Origin of the sequence: Micromonospora sp. NPDC048868 (assembly GCF_043198195.1) — a bacterium.
Classification (GTDB): domain Bacteria; phylum Actinomycetota; class Actinomycetes; order Mycobacteriales; family Micromonosporaceae; genus Micromonospora; species Micromonospora reichwaldensis.
Map to the genome: position 1 here is coordinate 74,290 of NZ_JBICUN010000022.1, position 21,840 is coordinate 96,129.

The window sequence follows — 21,840 nt, forward strand, 5'->3', positions numbered from 1 at the left end:
GGGCGATGTCGGCGAAGCGGCCCGGTCCGACGTGGTCGGCTCGTAGCCTGACGTGAGAGGGATTCACGTACGGGTCGCGGGGAGGCGTCACGTCCAGATCGACGGGCGACGGTCGGGGCCGGTCCGGGACCGACACCCGGCCCGCCCGGCCGCCCCGCGTCCGCTGGCCCCGGCTGCTGCTCGGCCTGGGCCTGGCCCTGGTGCTGCTGGCCGGGCTCGCCGTGGCGGGCCTGGAGGTGCTGAGCGACCGGTACGACCGCAGCGTCGTCCGGGAGCAACTGCTCGACCCCACCGCCCGCCAGAAGCGCACCGACCCCGACGGGCCGCTGAACTACCTGCTGGTGGGGACCGACCGCTGGCAGAGCGGCAGCGCGGCGGACCGACGCTCGGACACCATCCTCATCGTGCACGTCCCCGCCGGCGGGCGCGAGGCGTACCTGGTCTCCGTCCCCCGGGACCTGCTCGTGGCCATCCCCGCCGGCAACGGCTACGGCGGCGGCCAGGACAAGATCAATGCGGCGTACGAGCACGGCGGCGGCGGCCAGCCGGGCACCCGCCTGCTCTCGGCCACCCTGTCCCGGTTGACCGGCATCCGCTTCGACGGCGCGGCCCTGATCGACTTCTCCGGCTTCCGCAAGGTCATCGACCTGCTCGGCGGCGTACGCATGTGCGTGGACACCGAGGTCCGCTCGATCCACACCGACCGCGTCTTCGCGCCCGGCTGCCAGCAGATGGACGGCGGTGAGGCGCTGGACTACGTCCGCCAGCGCTACGACCTGCCGGGCGGCGACTACGACAGGCAGACCCACCAGCAGCAACTGCTCCGGGCGGTGCTGGAGCGCACGAGCGAGACGTCGCTGCGGACCAACCCGGTCAAGCTGGACCAGGTGATCCGCGCCGTGGGCGGCTCGCTGACCGTGGACACCAACGGCGTACGGCTGGAGGACCTGGTCCTCGCGCTGCGCGACCTGCCGGCGGACGCGCTGCGTGGCGTGCAGGTCCCCTCCCACCCCCAGACCATCGACCAGGTGTCGTACGTGGTGCTCGACAACGGCGGGAACGGCCTCTTCGAGGCGGTACGCGGCACCCGCGTGCCGGACTGGGCGCGCGCCAACCCGCGGTGGGTCACCCGGCTGTGACGCCCGGGGGCGGCCCGCCACCGGCCGCCCGGGCGAGGATCTAGGCTTGGCCCGTGTTCGGATCCCAGGTTCCCACCGTGACCGTGACCGAGATCGCCGACGACGCGTACCTGCTCGACGTCCGGGAGGACGACGAGTGGAACGCCGGCCACGCCCCCGGCGCGCACCACCTGCCGATGATGGAGCTGCCGGCCCGGATCGCCGAGGTGCCGACCGACCGCGACGTCGCCGTCATCTGCCGCTCCGGCGGGCGCTCCGCACAGGTCGTCGCCTACCTGATGCGCAACGGCTGGGACCAGGTGCGCAACGTCGAGGGCGGGATGGGCGAGTGGGCCGCCGCCGGGCGAGGAGTGGTCCGCGAGGACGGGCAGCCGGGCCGGGTCCTCTAGGACGGTCGGGATGGACGCCCCTCTCGTCTTCGCGCACCGCGGTTCCTCCCACGACCTGCCCGAGCACACCCTCGCGGCCTACCTGCGGGCCCTCGACGAGGGCGCGGACGGGCTGGAGTGCGACGTCCGGCTGACCCGGGACGGCCACCTGGTGTGCGTGCACGACCGCCGGCTCGACCGCACCAGCAACGGCCAGGGACTGGTCAGCGCCCGTACCCTCGCGGAGCTGGAGGCGCTGGACTTCGGCTCCTGGCACCCCGGCTGCGCGCCCGCCGACGGCGACGAGGTGCTGGACGAGTCGCACACGCGCCTGCTGACCCTGGAGCGGCTGCTGGACGCGGTGCTGGCCGCGGGCAGGCCGGTGCGGCTGCTGGTGGAGACCAAGCACCCCTCCCGCCACGGCGGCAACGTCGAGCGCCGGCTCGTCGCGATGCTGCGCCGGTACGGCCTGACCGAGCCGAAACCGGACGATCCGGTACGGGTCACCGTCATGTCGTTCTCGCCGCTGGCCGTACGCCGGGTCCGGGGGTTGGCCCCCGCGCTGCCCACGGTGCTGCTGCTGGATGTGCTGCCGCGCTGGGTGCGGCCGGGGCGGCTGCCGTTCGGCACCCGGATCGCCGGCCCCGGCGTCGCCCTGGTGCGCGCCCGCCCGCAGCTGGTGCCCGCCCTGCGGGCGGCGGGCAACCAGGTCTTCGTGTGGACCGTGAACGAGCCGGCGGACCTGGACCTCGTCCTGGCCGCCGGGGTGGACGGCATCATCACCGACCGGCCGGCGCACACGCTGGCCAGCCTGGGCCGCTGACCGGGGTGGCAGCGCGTGGAGGCCCGGTCGGGCAGGGGTGTCCCCGGACCGGCCGGCGGGGCACACTCGGAGGATGCCGGAGCGCACCGACCTCTCCGCTCTCATCGCCGGCCACACCACGGTGATCGAAATGATCAACTCGGGCGGCACCGGCCTTCCGGTGCTCACCCACCTGCTCCGCGTGGCCCGGTCGGCGCTCGGCGCGGCGGGCACGGCGTTCGTCGAGTTCGCGCCGACCGGCGGCCGGGTGATCGCCGCCACCGGCGCCGCCGAGTGGGCCGTCGGCCACCCCGTGCCGGCCGACGACCCCGCCACCGTCTGCCTGCTCTCCGGCGCGCGGGTGCGCCAGGTCCGCACGGACGAGCTGACCGGCAGGCTCTCCGCCGAGCTCGCCGAACGGGGCCTGCTCCGGATGGTGGTCTCCCGCGCGGAGATCGGCGGGCTGACGGTCGGCAGCCTGCACGTGCTCTACCCCGACGGCGACGACCCGCCCGACGCCGAGCAGCACGCCGTCGCGGGCTACCTGGCCTCCTGCATCGCCCACATGTACGGCGACCAGACCGGGCTGCCCGTGCACGGCGACGGGCCGGTGGTGGCGGCGCTGGCGGACGGCCTGGCCGTGGTCGACCGGGACAACCACGTCCGGCTCTGGAACCCGGCCGCCGCCCGGGTCACCGGCCGTTCCGTGGCCCAGGCGCTCAACCGGCCGTTGCCCTTCCCGCTGCCCCCGTCCGGGCAGGTGCGCGACCACCGGATGCCGGACGGCCGCTGGCTCACGATCACCTCCGGCGAGCTGCCCGGCCCCGGCGCCCTGCGGGTGGTCACCTTCCGCGACATCACCGACCAGCAGCGCCGCGACCACGACCGGGACCTCTTCGTGGCGGTGACCAGCCACGAGCTGCGTACGCCGGTGACCGTGATCAAGGGCTACGCGGACACGCTGACCGACCACTGGGAGTCGCTGACCGAGGCCGACCGGCGGCAGGCCGCCCGCGTGATCGGGCAACGCGCCAACGAGCTGGCCCGGCTGGTGGACCGGCTGCTCTCCTCCGCCGCCGAGGCGGGGCCGGGCGACCAGCCTCCCGCCCCGTACGACCTCGGTGACGCGCTGCGCGCGGCGGCGGTCGACCTCCCGGCGGAGCTGCGGCAGCGGCTCGTCCTCCGCCTCCCCGCGGACCTGCCCAAGGCGCTCGGCCACCGGCTGAGCCTCGCCACCGTGCTCACGGAGCTGTGCACGAACGCCGGCAAGTACTCCGAGGCCGGCTCGCTCATCGAGATCACCGCCGACGCGGACGGGTCGACGGTCTCCTTCCAGGTACGCGACCGGGGCATCGGCATCCGGCCGGAGCACGTGGAGCGGGCCTTCGACCGGTTCTGGCAGGGCGAGTCGGGCGACCGCCGCCGCTACGCCGGGGCCGGACTCGGCCTCTATCTCGTCCGTCGGATCGTTGAACAGCAGAATGGATGGGTATCCCTACGACCGAGGGCCGGTGGCGGTACGGTCGCAGAGGTGCGGCTGCCCCGCGGGTGACCGGCGACGGGCAACGGGGGCGGGAAAGGGACGAAGGTGTCGACGGGAGCTGCCGATCGGGCATGGTGCGTGGTGGTCCCCCACCACGCCGCGGGGGCGCGGGTGGCGCGGCGACGCCTCGCCGAGGAACTGGCCGACGTCGTACCCCCGCCGCTCCTGGCCGACCTCGTCGCGGTCCTCGCCGAGCTGGTCGGCAACGCGGTCCGGCACGCCGACCCGCTGCCCGGCGGAGTGGTCCGGGTGGCCTGGCGGCTGCGCGACTCGTCCGGCGGCCAGCAGGTGCAGCTCCGGGTGACCGACGGCGGCGCCGCCGCGGGCCCCACGATGCGGATCGCCGACATCGACGCCGTCGACGGCCGGGGGCTGCACATCATCTCGGGGCTGGCCGACCGCTGGGGCGTCGAGCGCGACGGCCTGGGCCAGAGCGTGTGGGCCGAGTTCGACCCCGCCGACGTCACCCGGTCGGACCTCGCCGTGGCCGGCTGACCGACCGCGAGGGCGGGTCCCGCCCCCGCCGGGCCGCCGGGGCCTCTAGGCTGTGTCGCCGTGAGCAAGCGTCGAAAGAGCCAGCGGGCCGCCGAAGCCACCCCCAAGCGGGAGAAGGTACGGGACGTCTTCGTGCCCCGACCGTTCGAGGGGCTGACCGACGAGCCGGAGTGGATCGCCCTGCGGGAACTGGTGCCGGCCGCCTCCGCGCCGCTGCGGCTGGCCCCCGCCCTGGTCGAGGAGTTCGGCGACCGGGAGGTCACCCTGGCCACCGTGCTGCCGATGGCCACCCCGGCCATGACCAAGCCGGACGGGCGGGTCCTCATCGGGCTCCAGCGTCACCTCCAGTCGGGCGACGTCTCCCGGGACCTGGCCGAGGCACTGCTCTGCGCGCTGCGGGCCGAGCCGGGCCGCCCGGTGCCCGTGCCGCCGCTGCCCGGCCCCGGCCCCCGGTTGCAGGACGTCCTCGCCGACGGCCCGCTGGAGGTCAGCATGCACGACGGGTTCGAGTTCTGGCTCGACCCGGGGGCCGGCGACGACCCGAACGTGCAGGCGTCCCTGGAGCGGGCGAACGCCGCGATCTACCCCACCGTACGGCTCGCCGCCGCCCGGGCCGCGTACTGGTGCCAGGTGCCGGAGAAGGCACACGTGCGCTGGGTGCTGCCCGACGACGAGGACGCCGCGCTGGACGCGCTGTCCCGGCTGAGCGTCGCCGGCACGCTGGTGCTCGGCGAGAACACCCGCTTCGCGGGCATGTTCCGGGCCCACGGCCGGCTGGTACCCGTCTGGGACCTGCCGGAGGACGTCCCGGCCGCCGACTGGGAGCAGCCGGTCGCCGACTTCGCCAAGCGGTACGCGGAGGCGCTCGCCGAGCCCACCCCGCTGGACGCCGCCGGCCGGCGGGCCCGCCACGGCCTGCTCGGCCGCCAACTCACCCTGCGCTGATCCGGACACCCGGCCCACCCTCCGCCCCGCAGCCGCCGCGCCCGCCTCGCGCGGCGGCTGCGGTGTGAGGAAGGGGCCCTTCCTCACCCCGGTGCGCCGAGCGGCTCGCGGACCAGCGGGCAGGACATGCAGCGTGGTCCGCCCCGGCCCGAGCCCAGCTCCGAGCCGGCGATCGGGATCACCTCGATGCCGGCCCGCTCCAGCTGCGCGTTGGTCTCCGTGTTGCGCTCGTAACCCACGCAGAGCCGGGGCGCGATGGCCAGGGTGTTGTTGCCGTCGTCCCACTGCTCGCGTTCGGCGGTCACCGGGTCCAGGCCGGTGTCGATGACCCGGAGCTGGGGCAGGTCCATCGCGTCCGCGGCGGCCCGCAGGAACGGCGCCGGGCCGTCCACCCGCGGGTCCTCACCGTCCGCCCCGGCGATCACCGTGTACGCCGACAGCGTGTGGGCGATGTTCGGGTACATCAGCACGGCGTCGACGTCCACCATCGTGCAGACGGTGTCGAGGTGCATGGTCGCCCGTTCCTGGGCGATCGGGACGACGAGGATGGTGTGCGCGAGCCCGGCGGCGAAGACCTGCCGGGCGAGGCGTTCCGCGCCGGCGGGCGTGGTCCGCTCGCCCACCCCGACGGCCAGCACCCCCGGCGCGAGCAGCAGCACGTCGCCGCCCTCCAGGTGCTCCAGGCCGGGCTGGTAGACGAGCTCGGTGCCGGCGAAACGCGGATGGTGCCGGTAGATGGCGTCGGTCAGCGTGGTCTCCCGTCGCCGCGCCGGCATCGCCAGGCTGGTCACCCCGACCCGGTCGCCGACCCAGAACGAGGAGTCCCGGGTGAACAGCAGGTTCGGCAGCGGGTCGATGACGAAGTCGTGCCGGTCCATCAGGGTGTAGACGAGGCCGCCCGGCCGCTCCCGGCTGACCCGGAGCTCCTCGTGGGCCAGCCCGGCGATGAGCACGTCGGCGAGCGCGACGGGATCGAGGTACGCGAGGTGGTCGGCGACCCGGGCGCGCAGCGAGTCGCCGAGCCTGGGCGAGCGGAGCACCTCCCCGGTGAGCTCGGCACGCGCGTCGGCCACGGCGAGCGTCTCGGCGAGGAGGGTGGCAAGGTAGAGCACCTCGACGCCGCGCTCGCGCAGGGCGGCGGCGAAGGCGTCGTGCTCCTCCTGGGCCCGTCCGACCCATGGGATGGCGTCGAAGAGGAGCGAGTCGTTGTTCCGGGGGGTGAGCCGGGCCAACTCAGGACCGGGGCGGTGCAGCAGCACCGTCCCGAGCCGACCGACTTCGCTGTCCACGTAGTGGGTCACCCTCGCAGCGTAGGGCAGGGTTTGGCGGCATCCGATAAAACAGGGGTGGATGAATATGGCATTCATCCACACTCACTCCGGCGTTCCAACTTGCCGACACAGGGGACTGGCAACGTAGGGTAGTGAGGACATAACTTCGAGGGACCTTTTGCCGGAGGTCGCGATGACTGTCTTTCCCGCTCGTCAAGCCGTACCGTCCGCCCGGGCACTGCCGCCTGCGGCGGTGCCACACCCCCGCGTGGAGTCGCCGGGGGTGCTCGCACCCGTCCGTCCGTCCCCGTTGGAGTGGGCCCGCCGCCGCAGGGCGGAGCGGGGCGCCCGGCGGCTGGAGGCGGCCGGGGCACGGGCGCTCGGCCGGCTCGACCATCTCGGGCCCGCGTGGCACGTCATCGAGTGGCCCCGCACGGACGCCACCGATCTCCTGCTCGATCACGAGCGCGACGAACGCGCCGGCTTCCTCGCCATCGGGCCGAGCGGGCTCTTCGCGGTCACCATCGCCGACCACGGCCGGGCCCGGGTGCTGGTGGCCGGCGACGTGGTCCAGATCAACGGCAAGCGCCCGCCCTACGTGGCCGAGGCCCGCCGCGACGCCAAGCGGGCCAGCAAGGCCCTCTCCGACGCCGTGGGGCTGCCGATCCCGGTGACGCCGGTGCTGACCTTCGTCGGCTCCGGCGTCATCAGCGTCTACGGCCTGCCGAAGGACTGCCTCATGGCCACCCACCGCGAGCTGGACCGCCTGCTCGTCGCCGGGGGCAGCCGGATCAGTCCGGCCACGGCCGAGAAGCTCTCGCGGGTCGCACAGCACCCGGAGACCTGGGTGAACGGCGCGTACCGGCCGGCCGCGGACTACCGGTGGTACGAGGGCGGCCGAACGGCCGCTGACAAGCCGGCCAACCGACGGTAACGTCACCGGCGACGCCACGCACCCGGGTGCCGGTCGGCACCCGTCGGTCGCGCCGTCGCCGGCCGCCTGGTCAGGGCACTCCCTCACCCACCGGCGGCCCGGTGACCACGCGCGGTCGGCGTCACCCGCGACGACCGGCTAGCGTGGACGGACCGTCGGTGTACATAGGAGGCGCGGTGGCCCACGTCGAACTCTCGCTCTCTGACGTGTTCGTGCCGGCGGCGGGAACACCGACAGGCCAGGAGTTCGACAACCTCGGTCGGTGGTCGTCCACGGTCTCCCACGCCGACGAGCCGTGCCTGCTGATCGACGCCGGGACGAGGGTCGTCGCCGTCTCCGTCGCCGGTTGCGAGCTGCTCTTCCTGGGCGACCCGGAGGACGTGACCGGGCTGCCGCTGCTCGACGGCGGGCTACGGCTGCTCGACTTCACCGCGAACCGCTGCGAGCTGACCGAGCCCGAGATCGACAAGATCCCGCCGCTGCTGGCGCTCTCCTCCGGACGCCTGGCCCGAGGGCTGCTCCGGGTCCAGGCCGCGTCGACCGACGCGCCGGACTCGACCGTCGACGCGATCTCCACCCCGGTGTTCACCAGCGGTACGGTCGCCGGTTCACTCACGTTCTTCTCCCCGGTCTGACCAGCGGCGGGATGTGGCGTTCGCCGCACGCGGCGAATCTGGGGCGGGCCCGTACCGAGGCCGTAAGGTGCCCTCATGCTCGATATCGCTCTGCTGCCGGGGAAGTACGCCGTGTGCCGCCTGGCCGCCGGCTCCGCCCTGCCGCCCGAGTTGTCGGGCGGGCTGAGCAACGGCGACGTCGTCACGGTGAGCTGGACGGCCGACGGGATCTCGCTGATCTGCCCCGCCGACCGGGCGCCCGAGCAGGCCGTCGGCGAGACCGCCTGGCGCTGCCTGCGGGTCGCCGAACCGCTCGACCTGGCGGTCAGCGGCACCCTCGCCGCGCTTGTGGACCCCCTCGCCGCAGCCCGGGTCAGCGTGGTCGCCTTCTCCACTTACGACACCGACTACCTGCTGGTTCCCGCCGTGCGGCTCCGCGAGGCGACCGCCGCGCTGGAACGTGCCGGCCATCGCGTCCTCGGCTGATCTTCACCCGCCCGCCGGTTCCTCCTAGGATGGGCTCGGCCTCCCGGCCGCAGTGACGCTCCCCGATGTCCCGAGGATCGGCCGTGCCGCCCACCCCCTCGCGCCCCGCCACACCCGCCCGCCCGCCCCGCGTCGACGCCGGGCACCCCGGAGCGGGCCGGCCGCACGCCCACGCGGACCAACCATCGGTGACGCCCCGGCCACCCGCCGGTACGGCACGCCCGTCTGCTGCCCGGCGACCCGCTCTTACCCGCGCCACCGATCACCGCCACCCGCGCCGGCACCGGCCGGTCCAGCCAGCCACGGGGCTGAGGGCGGCACCGGCAGCGGCAGCCGCGCTGCTGGCCGTGCTCTCCCTGGCCGCCTGCGGCACGCCGCCCGAGCTTCGGAAGCCCGCCCCGACCACCGCGCCGACCCGCACCGCCAGCACCGCACCGACCGGCATTCCCAGCACCGCGCCGAGCCTGCCGCCCGCCACCGGCCTGCCCACCCCCACGGTCGATCCCGGTCTGGTCGCGGTCCCGTGCCCGGACGGCCCCTCGGGAGCGCGGATCGTCGACCTGGTGCGGGGCCGGGGTGGCGTGCTGCCGAACGGCGTGCGGGTCCGGGTGCGGACCGGGCCGCTCTGCGCCGGCGAGTGGCACTACACGGTGCTCGACGTCACCGGGCACGAGACGCTCCAGGTGATCACCCAGGGTCGGCCGGGCGCCCCGCGACTGGTCACCGCCGGCACCGACGTCTGCACCGCCGAGGTCCGCGCCGCCGGGCCGCCCGGCATCCGGACGCGCGTCTGCGAGGGCGGGTCGCTCGGCGTACCGGGTGCGTAGGCTGTCGCCATGCCGGGAACACCGCCGACGCGCTTCGTCTATCTCGGGCCGGAGGGCACCTTCGCCGAGCAGGCGTTGAAGAGCATCCCCGCCGCCGAGCGGGGCAGCCGCACGCCGGCCCGCAGCGTCCCCGAGGCGCTGGAGGGCGTACGGACCGGGGAGGCCGACGCGGCTCTGGTGCCGCTGGAGAACTCGATCGGCGGCGCCGTCGGGGTGACCCTGGACGAACTCGCCGAGGGCGAGCCCCTGGTGATCACCCGCGAGGTGGTCCTGCCGGTCGAGTTCGTGCTCGCCGCGCGGCCCGGCACGACGCTCCCGCACGTGCGCAGCGTCGCCGCCCACCCGCAGGCGTCCACCCAGTGCCGGGGCTGGCTGCGCGCGCACCTGCCCGACGCCGTCGTCGTCGACGTGCTCTCCAACGGCGCCGCCGCCGCCGGAGCAGCCACCGGCGAGTACGACGCGGCGATCTGCGCCCCGATCGGGGCCGGGCGGCACCGGCTCGACGTGCTCGCCGACAAGATCGCCGACCACCCGGACGCGGTGACCCGCTTCGCGCTGGTGTCCCGCCCCGGGCCGCCCCCGCCGCCGACGGGCGACGACGTGACGTCCCTGGCGGTCTACATCGCGCACGACCGGGTGGGCGCGCTGCTGTCGGTGCTGATGGAGCTGGCCGTCCGCGGGGTCAACATGAGCCGGATCGAGTCCCGCCCGACGGGTGAGGCGCTCGGCCGCTACGTCTTCTTCCTCGACTGCGCCGGGCACGTGGCGGACGTACGCCTGGGCGAGGCGTTGCAGGGGCTGCGCCGGGTCTGCGCCGACGTGCGCTTCCTGGGCTCGTACCCCCGGCACCGGTTCCCCGGGACGGGCGACCGCCCGATCCCGGCCCCCGCCGGCCTCTCGGACGCCGACTACGCCGACGCCGCCGCCTGGCTGGCCCGCCTGCGCGCCGGCGACCTCGGCTGACGGCAGGCCCGGGACCGCCCCGGAGCCGACCGCGGGCCCCGCAACGGCACCGCCCCCGACCGGCGTCGGATCCGGCGGGGCCGGTCGACGCGGGTGGGGGCGGTGCGGGGTGGTGCGGGGCGTGCCTCAGCTGAGCAGGCCGCCGAGGAGCCCGCCCTGCTGCTCCTGGGAGCCGCTGCCCATGACGGGCGGCTCCTCGGAGGGCTGGACGACGACGAAGCCCTGGCCGGCGAAGCTCATCGTGAACGCCTCGCCGGTGCTCCGGCCGAGCAGCGTGCCGAGGCTGAGCTGCTCGGCGCGGTGGTAGCCGGTCTGGAGGTTGGCCGACCAGCAGACCGCCGCCTGCGGGTCGACGTAGGTGGGGGCGTCGACGCTGAGCACCACCGGAGTGCCCTTGGTGGTGATGGCGATCCGGCCGTAACCGCTGAAGACGCAGTTGAACAGCCCCGACGAGGACGCCATGCCGGCCCCGCCGACCATCCGGATGTCGTACTGGAGGGTGGAGTCGAAGGCCAGCACGCTGGAGCCGTTGATGGAGAGCGCGTCGCCGGGCTCCAGGTCGATGACGTGCACGTCCTTGGCGAAGTCGGCGAGGAAGACGTCACCCCGGCCCGAGACCTTCATCAGCGGGACGCCCTCGCCGGTCAGCTTCTGCTTGAGGAACTTGCCGAGCCCGCCGGAGCCGAGCGCCTGGAACTGCACCTGCCCCTGGTAGGCGACCATCGACCCGACCCGGGCCATCACCTCACCGTTGAGTTCGACCTTCAACATCTTGGAGTTCTGCAGCCGCATGCCGGGCTGCGCGGACTCCTTCTCAAGGTTCTCCGCCGAGAACAGCTCGCTGCGCATTGGAAGTGCCTCCTGAGTTCGCGGTACCTGGACCGACGGTAGGCGACGGTGGCAACCGCCGCCCGTCAGCCCCAGCCCAGCTCGTGCAGGCGGGCGTCGTCGATGCCGAAGTGGTGGGCGATCTCGTGCACCACCGTCACCGCGACCTCGTCGACGACGTCCTCGTCGTCGTCGCAGATGCACAGGATGGGGTTGCGGTAGATGAGGATGCGGTCCGGCAGCACGCCGGCGTAGTCCCAGCCGCGTTCGGTGAGGGCGTGCCCCTCGTAGAGGCCGAGCAGGTCCTCGCCGGGGGGCGGATCGTCCTCCACGAGGATCACGACGTTGCTCATCAGGGCGAGGAGTTCCTCGGGCACCTCGTCGAGCGCGTCGCCGACCAGCTCCTCGAAGCGCTCGCGACTCATCTCCACCGGCACCCCGCCCATTCTGCCCGACGACACGGCCCGCCCGCGCCGGTCAGACCCGCCGGTCCGAGCGCCGGGGCCGCCTCGGTCCGGCTCGACCGCCGGGGTCGGTCGAAGCCTGCGGCCGGTCGGGCGCGCCGGTCCGGCTCGGCGGGCCGCCACGGGGAGCGTGGTCCCCGTGGCGGTCGACGCCGACGACGGGGACGGTCAGGAGGCGAGGCGGGCGGTCAGACTGATCTGGGCGCCCGGGGCGAGCAGGCGGGAGATCGGGCAGTTCTCCTTGGCGGTCTCCGCGAGCTTGGTGAACTGCGCCTCGTCGATGCCCGGTACCTGGCCGACGGTGTCCAGCTCGATCCGGGTCACCGTCATCCCGGCGTCGGTCTTGTCGAGGTGGACCTTGGCGGTGGTCTCCACGGAGGTGGGCGGCGAGCCGGCCTCGGCGAGCGCCTTGGAAAAGGCCATCGAGAAGCAGCCGGCGTGGGCCGCGCCGATCAGCTCCTCGGGGTTGGTGCCCTCACCCTCCTCGAAACGGGACTTGAAGGAGTAGTTCCCCTCCAGCCCGCCCTTGCCGGTGCGGATCGTGCCGGACCCCTCGGTGAGGTTGCCCTGCCATTGTGCGGAAGCGGTACGGATAGGCATGCACCCGACGCTAGCCCAACGGGCACCCTCCGGCGACCGTTCACGCTCCGCGTCACCGGGTGCGTACTGTGTCATGATTCGGGGCAGGCCCGCGAACGCGGAAGGGTGGCCGATGTCCCAGAGTTCCCCCATTCCCCGGCAGGAACACCGGTCCGACGGTGCCGCCGTCCTGGAGTGGGGCACCGCCCAGCCGGACAGGCCGGGGCGGTTCGGGCGTACGTTCTCCGGCCTGGGCCGGGACCCCCGGCTCCCCGTGCTGCTCGCGGCGCTCGGCGCGGTGGCCGCCCTCGCCTCGATGCTCGGCGAGTGGCAGGTGATGACCATCCCCAACGGCGGCCCGCAGGGCAACACCCCGCTGCGGGTGCCGGGCGGGGTGTCCGACGTCGGCGGGTTCGGGGTGGGCTACCTGGTCGGGCTGTTCGCCCTGGTCTGCGCGGTGGTGCTCGCGCTGCGTGGCACTCCCGCGGTGCGTCCGAACGCCCGGCTCGCCGGGCTGGCCGTGGCCGGGGCGCTGCTGGGGCTGCTGGTCGCGGCCACGGCCTCGCTCGACGAGGCCGCCCAACGCGTCTTCTTCTACTCCACGGACGACGGGTTCCAGGTCGAGTACGGCCGGGGCCTGGTGACGGCGTTCCTGGCCTGTGCGCTCTTCGCGGCGGCGCTGAAGCTGGCCCCGGCCGGCACGGCCCGGATCGCCGGGAAGTCCGGCGGCGGGACCGAGGCGGGGGCCGAGGGGGACGGCAGGGCCGAGGCGGGCGCCGGCAGCGAGGCGGACGGCGGAGCGGAGGCGGAGCCGGTGGGCTGGCGCCGCCGCAGGTCGCGGGACCTGGCGGACGACGGGCTGCCGCCCGCGCCGGCCGACCTCACCGTCGGGCCAGCCGCCCCCTTCGCCCGTCCCGAACTCCCGGACTGACCGGGGGCCGGTTCGCCACGACCAGGGTGACGAACGTCAGCCCGGCCGCTCGACGAGGACGACCTCGCCCGTACCCGCTCGCCGGGGCGGCGTCCCTCAGGGGGCCACCCAGCGGACCTCGCCGTCCGCTCGCTCGTCGGTGGCCCGCAGGCCGAGCCGCTCGGCCACCCGTGCGGAGGCCCGGTGGTCGGGGTGCACGTGCGCGACCAGCGCCCGGATGTCGCGCTCCGCCAGCCAGCCGACCAGGCCGGCGGCGGCCTCGCCGGCGTAGCCGCGGCCCTGGTGCGGCGTCAGGACGACCCAGGCCAGCTCGGCGACCGGCCGGTCACCGTCGAGCCGCACGGTGGCCTGCACGGTGCCGACCGCGTCGCCGCTGTCCCGGTGCCGGACGACCCAGTTGAGCCAGCCCTCCCGGCCGTCCGGCGACCGCCCGACCGTCTGCCGGCGGTACCGCTCCCGGAGCTGCTCCAAGGTGGCCGGGCCGCCCCCGATGTACTCGTGCAGGGCAGGGTCGTCCAGGAGGGGGGCGAGTTCCTCGGCGTGGTCGACGCGGAGCGGCTCCAGCAGCAGCCGCTCGGTGTCGACGGCCTCCGCCACCGGCCAGTCCCGCTCTCCCATCCGTCCCACCCTACGGCCCGCGGCAGGGCCCCGGACGGGGACACCGGCGGGCCGTCGACCGTTGGCACGGCATTCGCCGCAACGCCATGGTGGGGGCCCGTTCCGCGAGGTACGTTTGCTGCCCGCCGTCACTCAGGGTCGAGGCACCGAGGACCGAGACGGCTGGCTGCGACGGCGGCGGGCGAAGGAGGAACGATGACCCGCCCGGGCCTGCCCAAGCTGATCGCCACGGATCTCGACGGGACGCTCGTCCGCAGCGACGACACCGTCTCGGCGTACACCCACGCGGTGCTCGACCGGGTGCGGGCCGCCGGTATCCCGGTGGTCGGCGCTACCGGTCGCGGGCCCCGGCTGGCCGGAATGACCCGCAACGACATCCGGGCCGCGGACTTCCTGGTGATGGCCGGCGGCGGCCGGGTCGTCGACCAGAGCGACCCGGCCGGGCCGGTGGTGCTGCGCGACGAGCGCCTCTCCGCCGAGGTGCTGACCGCGCTGCTGGCCGACCTGGAGGCGGCCGTCGGGCCGCTGACCGTGATGGTCGAGGCGTCGGACGAGCACGGTGCCCCGCTCTGGGGCGACTACCACCCGAGCTGGCCCTACCAGCACGAGTTCGAGGCGCGCAGCCGCGCCGAGTGCCTCTCGTGCGACGTGATCAAGGCGTTCGTCCGGACCGCCGACCACCACGTCGACGAACTGCTCGCGGTCGCCCGGCGGATCGTCGCGCCGGAGGTCGCCACGCTCACCCAGGCGGGGCTGGGCTTCGTCGAGATCTGCCCGCCGGGGGTCGACAAGTCCACCGGGCTGACCGTGGTGGCGCAGCGCCTCGGCGTCGACCCGGCCGAGGTCCTGGTCTTCGGCGACATGCCCAACGACCTGCCGATGTTCGAGTGGGCCGGCTGGGCCCGGGTCGCGGTCTCCAACGCCCACCCGATGGTCCGCGCCGCCGCGGACGAGGTGACCCTGCGCAACGACGACGACGGGGTGGCGGTGTACCTCGATCGGCTACTGTCCCGCTGATGGGAGAGGCACCACGGCTGATCGCCACCGACATCGACGGCACCCTGCTCCGGGACGACCGCACGCTCAGCCCGCACACCGCCGACGTGCTGGCCCGGCTGTCCGCGCGGGGCACGCCGGTCGTGCTGGTCACCGGCCGTCCCATCCGGTGGCTGAAGATGGTGTACGAGCAGCTCGCCGAGCCGCTGCCGGCGATCTGCGCCAACGGCGCGGTGGTCTACGACCCGGTCGCGGACGAGGTGGTACGGGCCGACCCGCTCGCCCCGGAGCTGCTCGCCGAGGTGGCCCGGCGGCTGCGCGCCGAGGTGCCGGAGATCAGCTTCGCGGTGGAGATCGTCGACAGCCGGCAGATGCGGCACGAGGCGCACTACCCGCTGCGCTGGGACGCCGACCACGACGCGATCCGGGCGGTCGAGACCCCCGAGGAGCTGCTGGCGGCACCGGCGGTGAAGCTGTTGGCCCGGTCCGCCGAGCAGGATCCGGACGCGTTCGTCGCGCTGGTGGCCGCGGCCCTCGAAGGGCTGGCCGAGGCGACCCACTCGTCGTACTCGGGGCTGGTGGAGATCTCCGCCGCCGGCGTGACCAAGGCGGCCGGGCTGGCGTGGTACTGCGCGCGGCTCGGCATCGACGCCCGGGACGTGCTCGCCTTCGGCGACATGCCGAACGACGTGCCGATGCTGACCTGGGCCGGGCGGGGAGTGGCGGTGGCGAACGCGCACCGCGCCGTCCTGGAGATCGCCGACGAGGTCACGGCGGCGAACTCGGCGGACGGCGTGGCGGCGTACCTGGAGAAGGTCTTCGGGGTGGGGTGAGCGGCCGGCCGGCGTCCCCGGCCGGCCGCGCGGTCAGAGGTACTGGCCGGTGCTGTGCCCCTCGCCGCCCTGCGGCGGCTGGCCCATCCCCGGCATGCCCGGCAGCATGCCGACGCCGGGGCCGCTGGGCAGCGCCTGCCGGCCGGAACGCATCTGCTCCAGCTGCACCCGGGCGGCCATCTGCTGGGCGACCAGGGCCGCCTGGATGCCGTGGAACAGGCCCTCCAGCCAGCCGACGAGCTGGGCGTGCGCGATGCGCAGCTCGCCCTCGCTGGGCGCCTTCTCCTCGGTGAAGGGCAGCGAGATGCGTTCCAGCTCCTCGCGCAGCTCGGGGGCGAGCCCCTCCTTCAGCTCGACGATCGACCGCTGGTGGATCTCCCGCATCCGGTGCCGGCTGGCGTCGTCGAGCGGGGCGGCCTTGACCTCCTCGAGCAGCTGCTTGATCATGCTGCCGATCCGCATCACCTTGGCCGGCTGCTCGACCAGTCGGGTCGGGTCCTCGCCGTGTGCCTCGTCGGTCTGCACGGTGCCGACGGGCCGCCCGTCCGGGCCGACCACCACCACCGTTCCGGAGTGACCGGTGCCATCCTGGCCCGGCTCGTCGTTCTGTCCAGCGGAGTGCGCTTCGGTCATGGGACCCATCTTTACCCAGCCGCGAGCGCCCATGCGCCCGGGGACCGATCCCGACGGCGGATCCGCGCGTGATCCGCGCTACGGTCGCGCCATGCCCGCCGACCCCCGCGACGTGCTCAGCCGCCCCGCTCCGGCCCCGGACGTCACCGTCTCCTACGGCGACCACCCGGACCAGCTCGCCGACCTGCGTGTCCCCGCCGGGTCGGGCCCGGCCCGGCCGCTGGTCGTGGTGGTGCACGGCGGCTTCTGGCGGGCCGAGTACGACCGGCGGCACACCGACCCGCTGGCCGCCGCGCTGGCCGGGCTGGGCCACCCGGTGGCGCAGGTGGAGTACCGCCGGACGGGGCAGCCGGGTGGCGGCTGGCCCGCGACGCTGACCGACGTGCTGACCGGCGTGACGGAGCTGCCCCGGCTCGCGGCCGAGGCGCTGCCCGGCCGGGTCGCCGCCGGGCCGCCGCTGCTGGTGGGCCACTCGGCGGGGGGACACCTGGCGCTGTACGTGGCGGCGACCGCCCCGGACGTCGTCGGCGGCGTGCTGGCGCTGGCCCCGGTGTCGAACCTCGCGGAGGCGTACCGGCTGGATCTGGACGAGGGTGCGGTGGCCGCGCTGCTGGGCGGCGGCCCGGCGGACCACCCCGAGCGGTACGCCGCGGCGGATCCACGTTCATTGGTGCCCATTCCGACACGCACAGTAGTCGCGCACGGCTCACTCGATGAGCAGGTTCCGGTCGGGATGAGTCGGGAGTTCGTCGCCGCCGGCCGGGCGGCGGGCGGCGACGTTCACCTCGTTGAGCTGCCGGAATGCGAGCATTTCGGGCTCATCGATCCGGAGTCCGCCGCGTGGACACAGATCACGGCTGCTTTCCGATCGCTGCGGAAAGATCGCTAAGCATTGACGCAGCGTCGCTGACCGGGTAGAACGCCGAGGGGGCGTGATCCGCCCTGCAACGCTCCCCGGAAGGAACTCGGTGTCGCAGATGAACCGCAGGCGGGCCCTCCAACTGCTGGCCGCTCTCGGTACGGCCGGACTGGTCGCCGGGTGCGGCACCGACGACGCCGACGGCGAGGCGGGCACGGGAAGCCCGATCAAGATCGGCCTCGTGGCGCCGACCAGCGGCGGCCTCAAGGCGATCGGCGACGAGATCACCAACGGCTTCCAGCTCTTCCTCGAGCTCAACGACAAGCTGCTGGGCGGGCACCCCACCACCCTGCTCACCGCCGACGAGGGCGAGAGCGTCAAGACCGGCAAGGCCGCCGTCGAGGGGCTGCTGAAGCAGGGCGTGCTCGCCCTCACCGGCGTGGTCGACGCGAACGTCATGTCCGGCATCCGGGACACCGTCGAACAGGCCCGGGTGCCCCTGATCGGTTCCAACGCCTCGCCGTCCAGCCTCCAGAGCGTCGTCTACATCTGGCGGACGTCGTACGTGCTCGACGAGGCCGGCCGGGCGCTGGGCCGCTACCTGCGCGAACAGCTGGAGTCGTCGGCGCGGCTGGCGATCATCGCGCCGGACAGCGTCGGCAGCCAGGACGTGGTGCGGGGCTTCCGGCAGGAGTTCGGCGAGTCCGACCCCCGGATCAAGGACGCGGTGGTCTCGACGGAGGTCTTCACCAACCCGTCGAAGTCCGCGTACCGGGCCGACATCCGCAAGGCGCTGGGCCGGAACCCGACGGCGGTGTTCTGCTTCTTCGCCGGGCCGGCCGCCGTCGAGTTCATCAAGCAGCTGCGCATCGAGGGGTTCACCGGCAAGGTCTACGCCCCCGGCTTCCTCACCGAGGGCACCGTGCTGAGCAGCGTCAAGGCCGAGGACGCCCTGGGCATCCAGACGGCGCTCAACTACTCGTCCGACCTGAACAACACGGCCAACCGCCGGTTCGCCTCGGCGTACCGCAAGAAGCACGGCACCTCGCCGACCACCTACGCGATGGCCTCGTACGACGCCGCGCAGGTGCTCGACCAGGCGATCCGGATCGCCGGCGGGTCGCCCACCCCGCAGCAGGTCAACCTGGCCCTCGGCAAGATCGGCCAGATCGACAGCCCGCGCGGGGTGTGGCAGTTCAACCAGCCCCGTACGCCGCAGCAGAGGTGGTACCTGCGCGAGGTCCAGCTCGACGGCCAGGTGCTCTCCAACGTCCTGGTGACCGAGCTGGCCACGCTCGGCTGAACCACCACCCCGCCCCACCCCCACGCGTCCGGTGGCGGTGGGGCGGCGGAGCGGCGGGTCAGTGGCGGAGTTCGGCGATGCAGCACTTCACGCTGCCGCCGCCCTTCTTCAGCTCGGCCAGCTCGACCGGGACCGGGTGGTAGCCGGCCGCCTTCAGCTTCCCGGCCAGGCGGGTCGCCTCGCTGTTCAGCACGACGTTGAGCCCGTCGCTGACCAGGTTGAGGCCGAAGGCCAGGGCGTCCTCGGCGTCGGCGACCACCGCGTCGGGGAAGAGCTGCGTGAGCACCCGCTGGCTGGCGGCCGAGAAGGCGCCCGGGTAGTAGACGACGTTCTCGTCGTCGATCGAGGCGAGCGCGACGTCCAGGTGGTAGAAGCGCGGGTCGACCAGGCGCAGCGACACCACGGGCCGACCGAGCGCCTCCTGCGCCTCGGCGTGCGCCGGCAGCTCGGTGCGGAAGCCGTGCCCGGCGAGGATCAGCCCGCCGTGCGCCTCCGGCAGGTACGCGAAGTCGCCCTCGCCCTCGTTGGTCTCGATCGGCGCGATGAACCGCCAGCCCTGCGCCTCGTAGAACGCCCGGTGCGCGGCGGCCTCGGCGGCCCGCTGCTCGTGCTTGAACTGCGCGCCGTAGACCGTGCCGTCGACCACGAACGCCCCGTTGGCCGCGTAGACCATGTCGGGCAGGCCCTGCTCGGGGGTCAGCAGGTGCACCTCGTGGCCGAGACCGACCAGGGTCTCCCGCAGCCGGTCCCACTGCTTGACCGCAAGCTGCGAGTCGACCGGGGTGGTCACGTCCATCCACGGATTGATCGCGTACTCGACCGCGAAGTGCTCGGGCGAGCACATGAGATATGTCCGCTTTCGCGCGACTCGCTGCTGGTTCACGATGACCAAGGGTAGGTACCCTCGAACTTTGGTAACAGCCACAACCGTTGCTTCCCAGAGGCGGAACGTTGCAGATAGATGACGTGGACCAGCGGATCATTGCGTTGCTCGTCGCGGACGCCCGCGCCTCGTACGCCGACATCGGTCAGCGGGTGTCGCTCTCCGCTCCGGCGGTCAAGAGACGGGTCGACCGGCTGCGGGCGGCCGGCGTGATCCGGGGCTTCACCGCCGTCGTCGACCCCGCCGCCGTCGGCTGGACCACCGAGGCGTTCGTCGAGCTGTTCTGCGCCGGTCGGACCACCCCGGCCCAGATCGGGGTCGCCACCCGCCGGCACCCGGAGGTGGTCGGCGCGTACACCGTCTCGGGCGAGGCCGACGCCCTCGTACACCTGCGGGCCGCCGACATCGGGCACCTGGAGGCGGCGCTGGAACGGCTGCGGGCCGAGTCCTTCGTGACCTCGACCCGGAGCACCATCGTGCTCTCCCGGCTCGTGGACTCCCCCGGCGTCGGCCCCTCGCCCCGCTGACCGGAGCGGCGGAACGCGGCGCGGAAGGTCGGCGGAGGGCCGGAACCACCCGCCGGCCGGGCGCGTCGAACCGGCCATGACACGGGGAGCCCACATCTTCGCGGTCGGCACGCTGGCCGCGCTCACCCTGCTCGGCGGCAGCGCGATCCCGGCGGCGCCGCCCGACCCACCGCGCCCGAGGCAGCCGACGGCCGCGCCCGTGCTGGTCTCCTACGACTCCTGCGCCCAGGCGCTGGGCGGGCTCCGCGCCGCCGCCGACGCTTCCGTCGGCCCGTGGGGCTTCGGCAACGGCTGGCGCACCGGGGCCGCCTTCGGCGACGTGGCCAAGGACGCGTCCGGGTCCCGGGCGTCAGCCCAGTCCGCCCAGCCCGCCCAGGAGCACTCCACGACCAACGTGCACGAGGCCGGCGCGGACGAACCCGACCTGGTCAAGACCGACGGGCGGCGGATCGTGACCGTCACCCGGGGCGTGCTGCGGGTGGTGGACCCGGCCGCCCGCCGGGAGACCGGCAGCCTCGACCTCACGCGGACGCTGCCGGAGCTGGCGTGGGGTGAGCAGGCGACCCTGCTGTTGCACGGCGACCGGGCGCTGGTGCTGACCCAGATCGGCGCGGAACTCCAGTCGACGACCCGCGCCGCGCGGGCCCGCACCGCGCCGCGCCTGATCCTGGTCGACCTCGCGGGCACGCCGCGGGTGCTCGGCACCTACCGGATGGACGGCAGCCTCGTCGACGCCCGGCAGACGGGGACCACCGCGCGGGTCGTGGTCCGCAGCCGCCCCCAACTGGTCTTCCCGTACGCCGAACGGGGCACCGACGCGACGCGGACCGCCGCCAACCGCGCGGTCATCACCGCCGCCGGCGTGGAGGCGTGGCTGCCGGCGTACGAGTGGACGGCCGGAACGGAACGGCACACCGGCCGCGTCGGCTGCGACCGGTTGAGCCGGCCGCCCGCCTGGTCCGGCACGTCGATGCTGACCGTGCTCAGCTTCGACCTCGCCGGCGACCGCCTCGGCGACGGCGACCCGGTCAGCGTCGCCGCTGACGCCACCACCGTCTACGGCACCGGGAGCAGCCTCTACCTCGCCGGGGAACGGCCGGTGCCGCCCCGGCCCGGCGCGTTCCGGGGGGACGTCCGGCGGCCGGACCCGCAGGTCACCGAGATCCACCGGTTCGACACCGGCGCGCCCGGTCGTCCCCGCTACGTGGCCTCCGGTTCGGTGCCCGGGTCGCTCATCAACCAGTACGCCCTCTCGGAGTGGCAGGGGCACCTGCGGGTGGCCACCACCACGGGCGACGCCTGGGGCACCCGGCCGGACTCGGAGTCCGCCGTCCACGTGCTGCGTCCCGACGGGCACACGCTGGTCCGGACGGGCGCGGTCACCGGCCTCGGCCCCGGCGAGCGGATCTATTCTGTGCGCTTCCTCGGCGGCTCCGCGTACGTGGTCACGTTCCGGCTCACCGATCCGCTCTACGCGGTCGACCTGACCGACCCGACCGCGCCCCGGGTCACCGGGGAGCTGAAGATCACCGGCTACTCGGCGTACCTGCACCCGCTGCCGGAGGGCCGGCTGCTCGGGGTGGGCCAGGAGGCCGACCGGCGGGGACGGGCGCAGGGGCTCCAGGTCTCGCTGTTCGACGTACGCGACCCGGCCCGGCCGAGCCGGCTCGACCAGTGGCACGTGCCGAAGGCGTACTCCGCGCTGGAACACGACACGCACGCCTTCCTGCACCACCCGGAGACGGGCCTGGTCGCGCTGCCGGTCGGCGACGACGTACGCCTGCTGCGGGTGTCCGGGACCGACATCGACGAGGTCGGCACGGTCTCCCACACCGGCCCGGCGGGCCCGGTCCTGCGGTCGCTGCTGGTCGGGGACGTGCTCTGGACCGTCTCCGCCGCCGGCCTGCGGGCCACCGATCCGACCACCGCCCGGAGCCTCGACTGGCTCCCCGTGACCTGATCCTCCCTCCCCGGCGGGTGGGGCCCGGTTTCTCGGGGT

General features: G+C 74.3%; 25 protein-coding genes. 18 read left to right on the forward strand and 7 right to left on the reverse strand.

The genetic code is table 11. From position 1 onward, the window contains the following. Positions 1-200: 200 nt before the first annotated feature. The 6 genes from ACGFNF_RS26355 to ACGFNF_RS26380 all read left to right on the forward strand — a co-directional run bounded on the left by ACGFNF_RS26355 (position 201) and on the right by ACGFNF_RS26380 (position 5,292). Entirely contained in the window at positions 201-1,139 is a 939-nt protein-coding gene (locus tag ACGFNF_RS26355; RefSeq protein ID WP_357577781.1) for an LCP family protein, read from the forward strand. A gap of 53 nt (positions 1,140-1,192) precedes the next feature. Continuing rightward, complete coding sequence (locus ACGFNF_RS26360) at positions 1,193-1,528, forward strand: rhodanese-like domain-containing protein (protein ID WP_132240515.1); 336 nt, start codon at positions 1,193-1,195, stop codon at positions 1,526-1,528. A 10-nt stretch (positions 1,529-1,538) separates the two neighbouring features. Continuing rightward, positions 1,539-2,330 carry a glycerophosphodiester phosphodiesterase family protein gene (locus ACGFNF_RS26365; protein ID WP_357577779.1) on the forward strand — a complete coding sequence of 264 codons (792 nt, stop codon included), beginning with the start codon at positions 1,539-1,541 and terminating at the stop codon, positions 2,328-2,330. Between the two features lie 73 nt (positions 2,331-2,403). Then, entirely contained in the window at positions 2,404-3,861 is a 1,458-nt protein-coding gene (locus ACGFNF_RS26370; protein WP_393171350.1) for an ATP-binding protein, read from the forward strand. 69 nt (positions 3,862-3,930) lie between these two features. Beyond that, positions 3,931-4,347: an ATP-binding protein gene (locus tag ACGFNF_RS26375; protein WP_311409894.1), complete on the forward strand. Its 417-nt coding sequence runs from the start codon at positions 3,931-3,933 to the stop codon at positions 4,345-4,347. Positions 4,348-4,407: 60 nt separating this feature from the next. Next, the gene (locus tag ACGFNF_RS26380; protein ID WP_393171352.1) at positions 4,408-5,292 is read left to right on the forward strand and encodes a DUF5926 family protein; all 885 of its coding nucleotides are present in this window, start codon (positions 4,408-4,410) and stop codon (positions 5,290-5,292) included. Between the two features lie 83 nt (positions 5,293-5,375). Here the strand turns inward: ACGFNF_RS26380 and ACGFNF_RS26385 are convergent, their stop codons facing one another. Beyond that, a complete protein-coding gene (locus tag ACGFNF_RS26385; RefSeq protein WP_393171354.1) occupies positions 5,376-6,593 on the reverse strand; it encodes an arginine deiminase in 1,218 nt (405 codons plus the stop codon). 163 nt (positions 6,594-6,756) lie between these two features. On the opposite strand from ACGFNF_RS26385, the gene ACGFNF_RS26390 reads away from it, so the two are divergent. From ACGFNF_RS26390 to pheA, 5 genes are all read left to right on the forward strand, one after another. Further along, positions 6,757-7,497 carry a hypothetical protein gene (locus tag ACGFNF_RS26390; protein ID WP_393171356.1) on the forward strand — a complete coding sequence of 247 codons (741 nt, stop codon included), beginning with the start codon at positions 6,757-6,759 and terminating at the stop codon, positions 7,495-7,497. A 176-nt stretch (positions 7,498-7,673) separates the two neighbouring features. Next, complete coding sequence (locus ACGFNF_RS26395; protein ID WP_327029994.1) at positions 7,674-8,132, forward strand: hypothetical protein; 459 nt, start codon at positions 7,674-7,676, stop codon at positions 8,130-8,132. Between the two features lie 75 nt (positions 8,133-8,207). Next, positions 8,208-8,597, forward strand: a complete 390-nt coding sequence (locus ACGFNF_RS26400) for an ACT domain-containing protein (RefSeq protein ID WP_121397477.1) — start codon at positions 8,208-8,210, stop codon at positions 8,595-8,597. A gap of 347 nt (positions 8,598-8,944) precedes the next feature. Then, complete coding sequence (locus ACGFNF_RS26405) at positions 8,945-9,424, forward strand: hypothetical protein (protein ID WP_393171358.1); 480 nt, start codon at positions 8,945-8,947, stop codon at positions 9,422-9,424. Positions 9,425-9,433: 9 nt separating this feature from the next. Beyond that, positions 9,434-10,387, forward strand: a complete 954-nt coding sequence (pheA, locus tag ACGFNF_RS26410) for a prephenate dehydratase (protein WP_327029996.1) — start codon at positions 9,434-9,436, stop codon at positions 10,385-10,387. A 126-nt stretch (positions 10,388-10,513) separates the two neighbouring features. On the opposite strand, the gene ACGFNF_RS26415 is transcribed toward pheA, so the two are convergent. From ACGFNF_RS26415 to ACGFNF_RS26425, 3 genes are all read right to left on the reverse strand, one after another. Further along, positions 10,514-11,236 carry an AIM24 family protein gene (locus ACGFNF_RS26415; RefSeq protein ID WP_393171360.1) on the reverse strand — a complete coding sequence of 241 codons (723 nt, stop codon included), beginning with the start codon at positions 11,234-11,236 and terminating at the stop codon, positions 10,514-10,516. Positions 11,237-11,301: 65 nt separating this feature from the next. Continuing rightward, positions 11,302-11,646 carry a metallopeptidase family protein gene (locus ACGFNF_RS26420; RefSeq protein ID WP_393171414.1) on the reverse strand — a complete coding sequence of 115 codons (345 nt, stop codon included), beginning with the start codon at positions 11,644-11,646 and terminating at the stop codon, positions 11,302-11,304. A gap of 201 nt (positions 11,647-11,847) precedes the next feature. Continuing rightward, positions 11,848-12,279, reverse strand: coding sequence for an OsmC family protein (locus ACGFNF_RS26425; RefSeq protein ID WP_121397474.1), 432 nt, complete (start codon positions 12,277-12,279; stop codon positions 11,848-11,850). Positions 12,280-12,391: 112 nt separating this feature from the next. On the opposite strand from ACGFNF_RS26425, the gene ACGFNF_RS26430 reads away from it, so the two are divergent. Further along, positions 12,392-13,189, forward strand: coding sequence for a hypothetical protein (locus tag ACGFNF_RS26430; protein WP_393171362.1), 798 nt, complete (start codon positions 12,392-12,394; stop codon positions 13,187-13,189). A gap of 96 nt (positions 13,190-13,285) precedes the next feature. On the opposite strand, the gene ACGFNF_RS26435 is transcribed toward ACGFNF_RS26430, so the two are convergent. Then, entirely contained in the window at positions 13,286-13,807 is a 522-nt protein-coding gene (locus tag ACGFNF_RS26435; RefSeq protein ID WP_393171364.1) for a GNAT family N-acetyltransferase, read from the reverse strand. Positions 13,808-14,002: 195 nt separating this feature from the next. On the opposite strand from ACGFNF_RS26435, the gene ACGFNF_RS26440 reads away from it, so the two are divergent. After that, positions 14,003-14,824: an HAD family hydrolase gene (locus ACGFNF_RS26440; RefSeq protein ID WP_311409904.1), complete on the forward strand. Its 822-nt coding sequence runs from the start codon at positions 14,003-14,005 to the stop codon at positions 14,822-14,824. Further along, positions 14,824-15,636, forward strand: coding sequence for an HAD family hydrolase (locus ACGFNF_RS26445; protein ID WP_357577769.1), 813 nt, complete (start codon positions 14,824-14,826; stop codon positions 15,634-15,636). Before ACGFNF_RS26440 ends, ACGFNF_RS26445 begins: the two co-directional genes overlap by 1 nt. Before the next feature lie 33 nt (positions 15,637-15,669). Here ACGFNF_RS26445 and ACGFNF_RS26450 read toward each other — a convergent pair whose 3' ends face one another. Next, positions 15,670-16,278, reverse strand: a complete 609-nt coding sequence (locus ACGFNF_RS26450; protein WP_357577768.1) for a bacterial proteasome activator family protein — start codon at positions 16,276-16,278, stop codon at positions 15,670-15,672. Between the two features lie 82 nt (positions 16,279-16,360). Between ACGFNF_RS26450 and ACGFNF_RS26455 the strand changes: the two genes are divergently transcribed. Both ACGFNF_RS26455 and ACGFNF_RS26460 read left to right on the forward strand, forming a co-directional pair. Further along, positions 16,361-17,158, forward strand: coding sequence for an alpha/beta hydrolase family protein (locus ACGFNF_RS26455; RefSeq protein ID WP_393171367.1), 798 nt, complete (start codon positions 16,361-16,363; stop codon positions 17,156-17,158). Between the two features lie 79 nt (positions 17,159-17,237). Continuing rightward, positions 17,238-18,431, forward strand: coding sequence for an ABC transporter substrate-binding protein (locus tag ACGFNF_RS26460; RefSeq protein WP_393171369.1), 1,194 nt, complete (start codon positions 17,238-17,240; stop codon positions 18,429-18,431). Between the two features lie 58 nt (positions 18,432-18,489). Here the strand turns inward: ACGFNF_RS26460 and ddaH are convergent, their stop codons facing one another. Then, positions 18,490-19,323, reverse strand: a complete 834-nt coding sequence (gene ddaH, locus ACGFNF_RS26465; RefSeq protein WP_357577765.1) for a dimethylargininase — start codon at positions 19,321-19,323, stop codon at positions 18,490-18,492. A gap of 59 nt (positions 19,324-19,382) precedes the next feature. Between ddaH and ACGFNF_RS26470 the strand changes: the two genes are divergently transcribed. Both ACGFNF_RS26470 and ACGFNF_RS26475 read left to right on the forward strand, forming a co-directional pair. Then, positions 19,383-19,841, forward strand: coding sequence for an Lrp/AsnC family transcriptional regulator (locus ACGFNF_RS26470; RefSeq protein ID WP_132240496.1), 459 nt, complete (start codon positions 19,383-19,385; stop codon positions 19,839-19,841). A gap of 76 nt (positions 19,842-19,917) precedes the next feature. Continuing rightward, positions 19,918-21,801: a beta-propeller domain-containing protein gene (locus ACGFNF_RS26475; protein WP_393171372.1), complete on the forward strand. Its 1,884-nt coding sequence runs from the start codon at positions 19,918-19,920 to the stop codon at positions 21,799-21,801. The last annotated feature ends 39 nt before the right edge of the window (positions 21,802-21,840 follow it).